This window comes from Arenibacter sp. ARW7G5Y1 (genome assembly GCF_003201775.1).
Taxonomy (GTDB): Bacteria; Bacteroidota; Bacteroidia; order Flavobacteriales; family Flavobacteriaceae; genus Arenibacter.
The window spans coordinates 21,944-34,530 of the sequence record NZ_QJJZ01000022.1; the positions used below are offsets into that span (position 1 = coordinate 21,944).

General features: G+C 29.7%; 11 protein-coding genes. 6 read left to right on the forward strand and 5 right to left on the reverse strand.

Annotated elements, in window-relative coordinates; genetic code table 11:
- Positions 1-27: 27 nt before the first annotated feature.
- The gene (locus C7972_RS21520; RefSeq protein ID WP_110358233.1) at positions 28-897 is read right to left on the reverse strand and encodes a hypothetical protein; all 870 of its coding nucleotides are present in this window, start codon (positions 895-897) and stop codon (positions 28-30) included.
- A gap of 131 nt (positions 898-1,028) precedes the next feature.
- On the opposite strand from C7972_RS21520, the gene C7972_RS21525 reads away from it, so the two are divergent.
- Complete coding sequence (locus C7972_RS21525; RefSeq protein ID WP_110358234.1) at positions 1,029-1,256, forward strand: helix-turn-helix domain-containing protein; 228 nt, start codon at positions 1,029-1,031, stop codon at positions 1,254-1,256.
- Here C7972_RS21525 and C7972_RS21530 read toward each other — a convergent pair.
- The 4 genes from C7972_RS21530 to C7972_RS21545 all read right to left on the reverse strand — a co-directional run bounded on the left by C7972_RS21530 (position 1,253) and on the right by C7972_RS21545 (position 3,119).
- The gene (locus tag C7972_RS21530) at positions 1,253-1,735 is read right to left on the reverse strand and encodes a hypothetical protein (RefSeq protein ID WP_110358235.1); all 483 of its coding nucleotides are present in this window, start codon (positions 1,733-1,735) and stop codon (positions 1,253-1,255) included. The genes C7972_RS21525 and C7972_RS21530 overlap by 4 nt on opposite strands.
- Positions 1,736-1,738: 3 nt before the next feature.
- Positions 1,739-2,092, reverse strand: a complete 354-nt coding sequence (locus tag C7972_RS21535) for a KTSC domain-containing protein (RefSeq protein ID WP_110358236.1) — start codon at positions 2,090-2,092, stop codon at positions 1,739-1,741.
- A gap of 109 nt (positions 2,093-2,201) precedes the next feature.
- A complete protein-coding gene (locus tag C7972_RS21540) occupies positions 2,202-2,642 on the reverse strand; it encodes a RadC family protein (protein WP_110358237.1) in 441 nt (146 codons plus the stop codon).
- Positions 2,643-2,723: 81 nt separating this feature from the next.
- Positions 2,724-3,119 (reverse strand): hypothetical protein, encoded by a 396-nt coding sequence (locus tag C7972_RS21545; RefSeq protein ID WP_258364921.1) that lies wholly within the window; start codon positions 3,117-3,119, stop codon positions 2,724-2,726.
- A gap of 283 nt (positions 3,120-3,402) precedes the next feature.
- Between C7972_RS21545 and C7972_RS21550 the strand changes: the two genes are divergently transcribed.
- The 5 genes from C7972_RS21550 (at position 3,403) to C7972_RS21575 (ending at position 12,539) form a co-directional block, all read left to right on the forward strand.
- On the forward strand, positions 3,403-6,447 hold the full coding sequence (locus C7972_RS21550; protein WP_110358238.1) for an Eco57I restriction-modification methylase domain-containing protein: 3,045 nt from the start codon (positions 3,403-3,405) through the stop codon (positions 6,445-6,447).
- Between the two features lie 305 nt (positions 6,448-6,752).
- Positions 6,753-9,413, forward strand: a complete 2,661-nt coding sequence (locus tag C7972_RS21560; protein ID WP_110358240.1) for an McrB family protein — start codon at positions 6,753-6,755, stop codon at positions 9,411-9,413.
- Positions 9,414-10,658, forward strand: coding sequence for an McrC family protein (locus C7972_RS21565; RefSeq protein WP_110358241.1), 1,245 nt, complete (start codon positions 9,414-9,416; stop codon positions 10,656-10,658).
- Positions 10,659-10,695: 37 nt separating this feature from the next.
- Positions 10,696-11,844: a DUF3800 domain-containing protein gene (locus C7972_RS21570; protein WP_110358242.1), complete on the forward strand. Its 1,149-nt coding sequence runs from the start codon at positions 10,696-10,698 to the stop codon at positions 11,842-11,844.
- Positions 11,844-12,539 (forward strand): hypothetical protein, encoded by a 696-nt coding sequence (locus tag C7972_RS21575; RefSeq protein WP_110358243.1) that lies wholly within the window; start codon positions 11,844-11,846, stop codon positions 12,537-12,539. Before C7972_RS21570 ends, C7972_RS21575 begins: the two co-directional genes overlap by 1 nt.
- Positions 12,540-12,587: the final 48 nt, after the last annotated feature.

Here is a 12,587-nt window from a genome sequence, read left to right on the forward strand (position 1 = left end):
AAATATTTTACCTATAAAATTCGTTTCTTATTGGGTATTTTCAACGGAACTATTTATTACACTTATAGCTTCGTCACCTTTATTATTAACATGCCCAATGAAAACTCCGGTAATTATTAGCCAAATAATTATTATTACAGAAGTATTAAGTAAAAAGCTGTTTCTGTAGAACTTTTTTCGGTTAATCTGTTCTATTAAAATTATCAAGATTAATATTATTGAAGTAATTAAAATTGTTGACGTAGAATTTGAACCAAGTGCTTTTGACATGACTACAGCTTCCATCAAAAAACCTTCAGAGGTATTTAGAGCTTCTTTCTGCTCAATTACTTTATCAAAAACTACTAGTTCATAATATGATGAAACCGATTTTTGAATCATTAAAATATCACTATGTTTAAAGTAACTAGAAATTGAAAGTGCTATAAAGGCCACAATATATATAGAATCAATAATTTTAAACTTATTAGTTTTAGTATTAATATTACTGGCTCTGTCTAAATTTTGAGTGGCCAACTGAATTGGATTTTTTTCAGTTCTTTTTAAAGAATTTACATAGCTCTTTAATTTGTCGCCCATAGAGAAATACAGCGATTCAATTTTTCTTCTGAAATTAGAATATAATACTTTAATTTCTGCATCTGATTTATAAATGAATAAATAAATGCCCATTCCTAGAAAGATTATGAGAAGTAATAATGTACCCCTATAAGGCATATCGATTCCAAAAATGTTGACAAAATAGTAGCTCAGAGGAATTTCAAAATTATTCTCCACCAAATTATAAATCTGTTGATCAAAATAGGGGTCAAAGTCTTTTGCTAATAAACTGTATATAATAAGTAATAGAGAAACAATAATTATTGTTGTTGATATCTTCTTCTCGATTATTTCCATACTTAAATAACTTAAAATTGGTTAATATGACAACTGATTTACAAAACTTTTCATTTTAGGCAATGTGCCATATATGATAACCTTTTAATCAAATATAAAACAAAAATTGAGTTGCCATAAAAGGCAATTTCATGATTCCTGAAAATGAACAAGAAATACTAATTAAAAGGCTCGGAAAAAGAATCCGTGAACTTCGTCATGAAAAAGGTATTTCGCAGCGTGAATTGGCCTTAGAATGTGAATTTGAGAAGTCAAATGTCTCAAGATTAGAAGCGGGTCGTGTTAATCCTACCTATTTAACATTATGCAAAGTTGCCCAAGCATTGAAAATTGAGGTAGTTGAAATTTTCAAATTTTAGCTATTATTATGGAAGGAAGATTTTATCAATTCTTCAATCAGACCTGCATCTTCATTTCTATACAGTTCAAAAATCATTTCTCGATTTAATAGGCCAGTATCACATAAAATCGCGATTCGTAGATAGATGTCAACATTTTCATCGTATAACCTTGAATGATAAATTAACCTTTTCGCATTAATCGTGCAGCTTGAGTCTTCACAAAAATCTTCCATCCTATAACAATCACATTTGGGCAAATCCACCTTATCAGGAAAGAGCAATCCCAATGTAACCTTTTCAAAAACAGCTTTATTACTGTCTAAACTTTTCCAATCCCAAAAATCTCTAAATTCTTCAATCAATTCATAAGACCATTTCATTTTCTTATTTGCGGATAGTATTTTAAAGTCAATTACATCTTTAAAAAAGGCTAAATCGCTTTCTGAAAAAGGATATAACTCAGCTATATATTCTTGATAAAATCCAACTTCATTCATGTCTTAATTGAGCTGTAATTGATATCGGCCTTTTATGTTCCGGTTATAAAAGCTTCCAAAAGAAGGAGATTCTTTGAACTCTTTCCAAACGCTTAGCGGTATGCCTTGATGTAAATATTTCTTGGAATCGGTAGAAAGCACCATAAAACCAAAGTCATTATTACAGCTATAATATTGTGCTCCTCTTATCCAAGAACTTTCCGAAGTATCAACTTGGTCTATAAAAGCAAAAGTAGAATTAGTAACGGTACTTAAACCATCTTGATAAGAGGTAAAGGAATTTGGAAGTTTCTCGCAGTCATTTGGCTGGCAAGAGACCATCAAAATTATACATATAACCTTTAGAATATTAATCATGGACCTTAATGTATTTAAATAAAACGCTATTAATAATAATGTTACTAATTTTTAATTTAATAATTAATGCCTTTAAACTACTACAGAGTTCAAGTAGGCTTGTGCAATATTAAAATAAACCTTTGTCCGATAAACTGGAAAATCCATCTTTTGCTATTATCAAATGATCTAAAAACTGAATGTCTAAATACGAAGCTGCTTGTTTTAATTTTTTAGTTAAACTTATGTCTGCTTCACTTGCCTTTAGATTCCCACTTGGATGATTATGGGCCACAATAATAGAACAGGCACTACATTTCAACGCCACCGAATATAGTAATTTAGCATCTACCACGGTTCCAGACACGCCACCTTTTGATAAACTACATATTCCTAAAACTATATTACTTCTATTTAGCAATAAGACTTTAAACTCTTCCTGCAACTCAATCAACCCCATATCCCAACTTGATAAGAAAGCTTCATAAGCTTTTTCGCTACTGGAAATTCTTACTCTATTTTTTATTCCCGATTCATAAGAAATGGAAATTTCTTTTATTATACTTTTCATGTGTATTAAATATTAAAAACAGCTAAAATCAAGTAAGAGTTACAAAGTACCCTTATACGATATTAGCTGTTTGGTTAGTGATTACATTACTCCATTAGAAGAGAATTTTTCCTGAAGCTTGTCAAATTTCACGAAATCCTCAACAGTTGAATTGGATTTTTCCACTAAAGGTCTTGGTGCTTCCTCTGGTTGATATTCATATCTATGAGAAAGCTCTATAACCTCCCCGGATTCTGGAATAGTGTAATCATAAGGTTCAGTATCAACCTTGACTATTTTACCTGCAAGCTCTGTTCCAATTAGGGCTTTACAAGTATTTTCATCAAAGGTTGATGGAATGGTAGCCTTTCTGGCAGTGGCATAAAACCTATCAGTTTGTTGGGATTTTACCATCTCAATCCCTCCTTGAAGTTCTAGAACATTAAATACCTTTCCTTCTTCACTAGTGTACTGTTTAAAATTAATGATTCGTACCATCTTATTGATTTTTAGAGTTGAACAATAGGTTAGCAACAGTTAAGCCTGTAGCAGCAGATTAAAAACAGCTATCACCTTGTTCTTAAATACTGCTGACGAAAAAGACTTACTGAAACTAAGGTAGGGGGGGATTCCCCCTTTACTTGGGATTGGTGGGGGGTTTGAGATAGGGAGATTCACGAACACATGACTGCTAAAAAATTTTAAAAAAATTAAATCCATACGTTAAGTACTATGACGTGCTAATCGTTATATTTAGCTTTTGAACAACTAATCATTATCCATGTCTTTTTTTCAAAACTCTGTAGTTGCTAAACATTTAAAAGCTCAGGACAAAGAACTTCTTCAGAAAAAATGGGAACATTTTAAAACCTATTTTCAAAATCCTGAAATACAGAACAACATTAGAAATAGTAAGGAAGAACAGTTTCAAGAAGGCTTTTTTAGGGAGCTATTTGTAAAAATTTTAGGTTATACATTAAATCCGGAACCCAATTTTAATTTAACCACTGAATATAAAAATGTAAAGGATAGCAAAAAAGCAGATGGGGCAATCGTAATTAATGATGAAGTCAAGGCCGTAATTGAACTTAAAGGCACAAACACAACAGACTTAAAGAAAATAGAGGTACAAGCGTTTGGGTACAAAAACAATCAACCTAAATGCCCTTATGTAATTACTTCCAATTTTGAAAAATTAAGGTTCTATATAGAGGATACTATTGATCATATTGAATTTAACTTATTCACTTTACCACAACAAGAATTTGAGTTGTTATATTTATGTCTATCCTATGAAAAGATAAATAATGATACTCCTCTTAAAATAAAAAAAACATCTTTAAGTGAGGAAGAAGCAATTACTAAAAGTCTATATAATCACTACTCTGTTTTTAAAAGAGAATTGTATCAAAATCTAGTTGCATTAAACCCCCAGTTTGATAACTTAACTTTATTTAAACAATCCCAAACTTTACTAGATAGATTTTTGTTCTTATTCTTTGCTGAAGACAGACAATTACTACCTCCAAACTCTGTAAGATTGGTTTTAAGCCAATGGAAAAAACTACAAGACTTAGATGCTTACACACCGCTTTTTGATAGGTTTAAAAAGTACTTTGGTTATTTAAATACTGGCTTTAAAGGAAAACATCATGACATATATGCTTACAATGGTGGCTTATTCAAGCCTAATGAGATTTTAGACACTGTAATTATAGATGATGATTTGTTATACAAACATACGCTTAAACTCTCTGAGTATGATTTTGATAGTGAAGTAGATGTGAATATTCTAGGCCATATTTTTGAGAATTCATTAAATGAAATTGATGAAGTTAAAGCTGAACTAGAAGGAACAGAAGTCGTTAAAAGCAATACTAAAAGGAAAAAAGATGGTGTTTTCTATACACCTAAATACATAACAAAATACATTGTTGAAAACACAGTTGGTAAGATTTGTGAAGAAAAGAAAGCTGAACTAGAAATAGTAGAAGAAGACTTTATTACAGACAAGAAAAGGCAAAAGAAGACTATTAAAGGTCTTATAGACAAATTAACTACTTATAGAGATTGGCTATTGCAATTAACCATTTGTGACCCAGCTTGTGGCTCTGGAGCATTTTTAAACCAAGCTCTAGACTTTTTAATTCTTGAACACAAATACATTGATGAATTACAAGCTAAACTCTTTGGTGATGCAATAATATTAAGTGATTTAGAGAAAAGCATTTTAGAAAACAACCTATTTGGGGTTGACTTAAATGAAGAAAGTGTTGAAATAGCTAAGCTTTCATTATGGCTCAGGACCGCTGTGCCTAATAGAAAACTAAATGATTTAAGCAACAATATCAAATGTGGCAACAGCTTAATAGACAACCCAGAAGTAGCGGGAGACAAGGCTTTTAATTGGGAAAAAGAATTTCCTCATATTTTTGATAAAGGTGGGTTTGATGTGATTATTGGTAACCCTCCTTATGTATTTGCAAGAGATAATTTCAGTCAAGAAGAAAAGGATTTCTATATAAACGAATATGTCTCAGCAAAATATCAAATCAATACATACCTATTATTTATTGAGAAATCAGTTAAACTAATAAAGCAAAACGGAGTTTATGGATTAATTATACCCAATTCTTGGCTTATGGTATATTCTGGGGAAGGATTAAGAAAGTACTTATTAGAAACTTGTAAGTTATATCAGATAATAAACTTAGAGGGCTACTCTTTTGAAAGTGCTAATGTAGAGACAGTGATTTTATTAGCTAAAAAAGAAGTAATGCAAACGAGTAATATTTTAGAAATACTTTTAAATAATGGTACTGAGTTCTATCTATCACACGTTAAAAACCAAAATGATTTTCAAAAAAATGATTGTTTTGAGTTTAAGGTATTTCTTGATGATGAAGGTGATAGAGTAAACTCGAAACTAAATAATAATACAATCTCACTTGATGATTTAGTTGAAATAAAAGCTGGATTACAAGCCTATGAAAAAAATAAAGGTGAACCAAAACAAACTGCTGAGGATGTAAAAAACAGACCTTATGACTATGAATTTAAATTCAATGAAAATACCCATAAATATTTGGAAGGTAAGGATGTCGGCAGGTATTACACTAACTGGTCTGGATTATATCTAAGATATGGAGAGAACTTAGCAGCTCCAAGAACCTTTAACTTATTTAATGGAAAAAAAATAATAGTTAGAGAAATTACTGGAAAATTTCCGAACTGTCTTGTATCAACATATACCGAGGAATTGTATTTGTACAACAGAAGTAACATTGGTATAGTTGAAAAGGACAACTCTGATGTTTCTTTAAAATATGTTGTCTGTCTACTGAATAGCAGCCTGTTATCCTATTACTTTTTAAAAAACACAGCTAAATCAGTTAGAAAATTATTTCCAAAAATAATTCTCAATGATTTAAGAAAATTTCCAATAAAGAAAGTAACATTTTCCCAACAAGAACCTTTTATAGAAAAAGTTGATATAATGCTCTCTTTAAATAAATACTTACAAGAAGCTATTAGTAAATTCCAAAGAAATCTCCTAAGAGAATTCACTACAATTGACAAACTAAGTAAAAAATTAGAAACTTGGCATGAGCTTAGTTATACTGACTTCCTTAAAGAATTAAAAAAGAAAAAAGTAGAATTATCTTTATCACAAAAAGCAGAGTGGGAAGATTACTTTTTAGCAGAAAAACACAATGCTCAAACTTTGCGAACCCAAATTAACCAAACAGACAAAGAAATAGACAAAATGGTTTATGAACTTTATGACTTAACTAAGGAGGAAATTGAAATAGTGGAAAACTCTTAAATTATTTAAACATGAACAAAAAACATCACACTATTTATTTTGACGAAAACAACAATTTAATTCATACTACTCCTAAAGAATGGGCCAGGGCAAACCGAGATTGCTTTAGAAAGTATAATTTTTTGAATAATGAAAATACACCAGTAACTGAAACAATTAATCGGTACTTGATTGAGAATAGAGGTTTTAATAGAATCGAGAGTGATACAAGGGTTATATGCATTAAATTCTGAAAGTAACAGCTTTTATCGATTTCTTCAGGTGTTAATGGTTTAAGATGAATTTATAAAGGATATTAATTAAATATGGCAAAAGAATTTCAAATTATTAATGCGTCAAAGTTCTTTAAAATGTTGGATGAACCGTCTATTCAAGAAGCATTTGAATTTATCCACTCAAATAAATTAAGGCTTAAACCATCTACAAAATATTCTGTATCAATAAATAATATACTATTTCCTCCAAAAGACTTTTTAAGAATAATTGCTGAACAAAAGGGATACAAAATTAATGAAGACACCTTCTTTGGCGGACATGCCAATAAGCCATTTGAAAAATTGGGTTTTCAAATTATAAGCAACCAAAAAAAGAATAATTATGACGAATCATTGGTCCTGCCTCAAATAATTAAATATCAAAATGCAATTGATAATTCTGATTGGTTAAGAATAGATGAAAGCTATAAATTCAATTTCATAAAATGGGTAGAAGAACATATCGATTTTAAAAATGATTCAAATGAAGTAATTAAACAAAAAATTGAAGAATCTCAACAAAACACTTACAGTCCAGGCTCTAATGTTAAAGGAGTAAATTTCATTCAAACCATAACCAGATATCAAGATAATTATTTAACAATTGAAGATATTGAAAAGCTAAGAAATATTATTCAAAATAATGGATTAGTTAATAAAGAGAATCTATCTCTTTCCTTTGGAAGTTTTCCAAAGACGAGTGCCTTTTTGTGCCTTTTCGCACCTGAAAGATTTATGGCATATGATGGAGAATCTATTCCAGCTTATGAGTATTTATCAAAAGGATTAGGGATTGTTGCGCCTAAAAGAAATTTCAAATCATTCGAGTTTTACCAAATCTTCTATAACAGCATAAAAAAGCAATTAAAGAAAAGTAATTTAGATACAACAGTTTTTAAGGAATTACTTAATGTAGATACGCTTACAGAATTACATTGGAATTTCATCACACAAGATTTTTTACTCTTTATAACCAGAAAGATTATGAATACAGATATACCAGCCTATTATTGTGTAGGGTTTCACTTTTATGGTCAAAACCCAACAAACCAATTGCCAAGGTTTATTAAGAATGGAATTTGGGTAAATGGCTATGATGACAAATTTATAAATACGGTAAAGGAAGTTCCCATTGGTTCACTCATAGCTGCAAAGACTTCATACACTATGAATGAAGATGATAAAACTATTTCAGTTTTAGAGGTTCATTGTATTGGTAGGGTTTTAGAAAACCTTAATGATGGTAAGACCTTAAAGGTTGACTGGCAAAAGGATTTCAAATCCTTTATTTTAAAAAGAAAAGGTGGCTATAGAAACACAATTAGTAAGGTGCATAACCGAACCAATATAGACGCTATATTCTACAACGATAATTACGAGGAAAAAATAATTGAGGATGAAGTTGCAGACAACCAAGATGATAATAAACTTCAATTTCCTTTGAATCAAATTTTATATGGACCTCCTGGAACCGGTAAAACATATAAAACCAAAAAAATTGCAGTAGAAATTATTGAAAATAAGGAATATTCGGACTCTAAAGACGATAGGGAAAACATACTTGAAAGGTATGAAGAGTATCTCACAACTGAACAAATTCACTTTACCACTTTCCATCAAAGCATGGCATATGAAGACTTTATTGAAGGAATAAAACCTAAAATGACCAATGGGAATAATGGAGAAATTGAATATGAAATAAAATCAGGTTTATTTAAACAGCTTTGTCAAAACGCAGCAAAAAAAGAAACTACAAATTTTGATATGGCCTATGGAAAATTGACAAAAGATATCATAGAATCTGAAGAAGAATATTTGGTTCTGAATACTCAAAGAAATAAAGAGTTCAGAGTTAATGTAAATAGCAATGGCAACTTAACGCTATTTACAACTAAAAAAATAAACCAGTATGGCACCTTGACTGCTGAAAGATTACATGACTTTTATTTTGGAGCACCAACATTTAGTGGATGGGAAGGGTATGCCAATGGAATATTAAAACATTTGGAGAAAAAATATAACCTATCAAAAGAAACCAAAGCTCCAAATCAAAAGTATGTTTTAATCATTGATGAAATAAATAGAGGTAATGTCTCTGCTATTTTCGGAGAATTAATTACACTTATTGAAAAGGATAAAAGGGCTGGACAGGATGAAGCCATTAGCTGCCTCCTTCCTTACTCTAAAGAGAAGTTTTCAGTGCCTGACAACATCTATATAGTAGCAACTATGAATACTGCGGACAGAAGTGTTGAGGCTCTTGATACTGCCTTAAGAAGAAGATTTTCATTTAAAGAGATATTACCAGACCCAACACTGCTTAATGACCATAAGTACCAAGATGTTAACCTTGAAGATTTGTTAACTAAAATAAATGAAAGAATTGAATTACTTATAGATAAAGACCATCAAATAGGACACTCATATTTCTATGAAATTAAATCATTGAAGGATTTAAGGATTGTCTTCAAGGATAAAATTATTCCATTATTGGAAGAATATTTCTATGGCGATTTTGGGAAAATTGGGTTGGTTTTGGGCGAAAATTTCATTGAACCCAAGAAAATTGAAAATAAAAGCATTTTAGCAAAATTCAAGGCTTATGAGGACATTGATTTTGTAACTGATAAGAAGATTTTCAGATTAAAAAAGGAGATAAATGAAATGAATGTTGAAGATTTTATATCTATCTATGAAAATCAAATACAATAAGTGAGCGGTAAAAATTTTATACAAGTTTTTGAGTACCAAAAATTAAGGGTTGGTGAGAATGGTTTTAAGAAAAGCCATTTTGATGCTATGGTCAAATTTAATGAGAGAAATGACAATAAATATTTTAGACCAATTTTTAATGGAATTCAGTTTAATAGTCATGTAGGAGTAATTCAAATTGGAGGTTTAACATTAGAAATTTTACCTAAAGCCGATAGGGATAATTACGCTTCAATTGAGCAAAAAGAAATCTGGCAAAGTGTACTCCTTGAAATGCTTAAGGTCTGCAAACACATTAAAGTGGATAGTGTTTCTGAATCTTCTCTAAAAAAGAGATACAAGTCTATTCTTGAGGTTTATTATGAAATGTATTTAAATGAGTTGAACCATTTAGTCAAAAGAGGTTTAATTAAAAAATACAGGAGAATTGAGAGTAATCAATTGGCTTTAAAAGGAAAGTTGGTGTTTGCCAAGAATATTAACAAAAATACAGTGCATAAAGAAAGGATGTATTGTGAGCATCAAGTATACGATAAAGACCATTTGCTAAATCAGATACTTCTTAAAGGTTTAAATATATTAAATGAATTAACCAATAATCATTTATCAGATAGAGTCAACAGTTTGTTATTTGAATTTGAGCACATCAAACAAGTTGAAATTACTAAAGACCATTTTAAAAAATTACAGCTAAACAGAAAATCAGTTGACTATTCACGAGCAATAAATATAGCCAAAATGTTAATTCTTAATTACTCTCCAAACATCAGTTCTGGCAACGAAAATATGCTCACACTTTTGTTTGACATGAATAGGCTTTGGGAAGAATACATATTTAGAATCTTGAACAAGTACAAGAAAGAAGGGTATGAAGTTTCATTTCAAAACTCTAATGTGTTTTGGGAACATAAAACCATTAGACCAGATATTGTAGTCACCAATACTAACAAAAGTAATGAAGCCTTTATAATAGATACCAAATGGAAAATTATAGAATCCAATAACCCATCAGATGATGACTTAAAACAGATGTTTGCATATAATCTTCATTGGAGTTCAACCAAAAGTATGTTACTCTATCCACAGTTAGAACAAATAGATAGCACTTTTGGAAATTATCAATATTTACATCATGGTCAAGAGACAAACCAATGTAAATTAGGTTTTGTCAGTGTGATAGATAACAGTGGCTGTATAAAAGAAGGGAGAATTTTAAGTGACGAGATTTTTAATAAGTTTGAATAGTGTTTTTTAAAATAAATCAAAATAAAAACTTTTAAAAATGGAAAGAGTATACATCTTTGGTGATGAATTTGGCACTTCTTCACTAAACAATAATGATGTAAAAAACATTACACATTTTGTTTACTCTGCAATTATAATTAAAGCATCTAACCTGGACAAAGCTAGAAGGGTTAGAGATGAAATAAGTAATAAGTTTTTATCAGGCAATAAAATAAAATCTAGTTCAAAATCACTTAGAAATAATAACAAGAGAAGGCTAGAAATACTTAACTACTTAATATCCAATTTAGATTTTACAGTACATATTTTAGTGATTAATAAAGATGAGCTGTCTAAAGAACATGGAGGATTACGATTTAAGGAAGTATTTTATAAATATTTTCAGAAGATTTTTATTGGACTAATAAATAATAATTACAATGATTTTAAGATTGTAATGGATAGCCTTATTTCTGAGGACTATCATGCAGACTTAAAATCCTATTTAGCTAACCAAATATCAAATTCCTTATTTGACAATTACGAAATGTCAAATGATTTAAGTGAGCCTTTAATACAATTTGCTGATTTAATTTCTGGTTCATTTGGGCGAATAGTGAATCCTTCTTTTGAGTCAGAGATTAAAGATGATATTTTTAATATTTTGAAATCCAGAATTATTAAAACATCTTTTTTTCCTCCTAAGGACAAATTATCTCATTACAAAAAACTAGAAGAATCAGAAATAATTAATTACGAAATATATAACATTGTAAAAATCGATGCAGAAGATTTAATAGAACAAGAAACTGATTTAATCCACAAACACGTTTTAAATCAATTACTAACCTATCAAAAAATTTCTCCTAAACATTTTGTTTATACTTATGAATTGCTAAACTCCATTAAATATTATTTAGGTAGTGAAATTAGCACCGAAAATCTTAGAATAATTATCAGGGATCTCAGGTACAAAGGGATTATTATTGTTTCAAATACTAATAAAGGAGGATACAAACTTGCAGTCAATAAAAATGATGTTTATCAATATTTTAATCATTATCTAAAATATGTAATTCCAATGCTTCAAAAAGTTGATATTGCCAATAGTATTTTCAAAAGCAAAACAGTTGGAGAATTTATTCCACTTGAAGACATGGATAGTCTAAAAAAACTCGTTGAATCTTTAACAAAAGAGGATGTTTAATGAATGATATTAAAGAAATACAAAGTATTTTATGGCATGAAATAGGTCACTTGTTAATTGACATATTGCTAATCGAAAAACATCCCAAAATTTCAATAAAAGAGATATTAATAAGGAATTATAAATGCGAGAATGTTAGCTGGTGTGGTTGGGTAAAATTAGAACCAAAATCTTTATTAACTTTCGATGAAGTAATTAAGGATAAATCTTTAACCGCTTTCAAATTTTTAAGTTTATACAGTGGATGCTTATTTCAATCACTTTATGCTCCTAACAAAATTCGAGTAGACAATTGTTTTGCTTTTAAAAAAACGGCAATAGGAAAAGGTGACCATGACCAATCTTCAGTACTTTTATCAAAATTATTGGAAAAGCACCCCGAATTAAGAGGAAATATGCAGTTCTTTGATTGTCATAATTCTATAATCAAAAATGAACTTAGTGCTGTATTTATAGGGGTTTCCGATTTAAAGGAGAAATTAAATTTCATAATTTCCAACGAAGCTAAAAATATCCAAACCGACATCTTAGCGAGTAATAATTCTAAACAATATCACTATATCTATAAAGAAAACAAACGTGACGCATTAATAAAGTCAATTAATGAAGTAATAGATAATTGTAAATTAAAAGAACTTATTGATGGATTAGTTTTGAAAATGAGTGACAATTTGGAGAAACATATTTCAAAATAATTTATCCTAAAATGTTGAAAGTAAAATTATGGGTACACAATTTCCCAA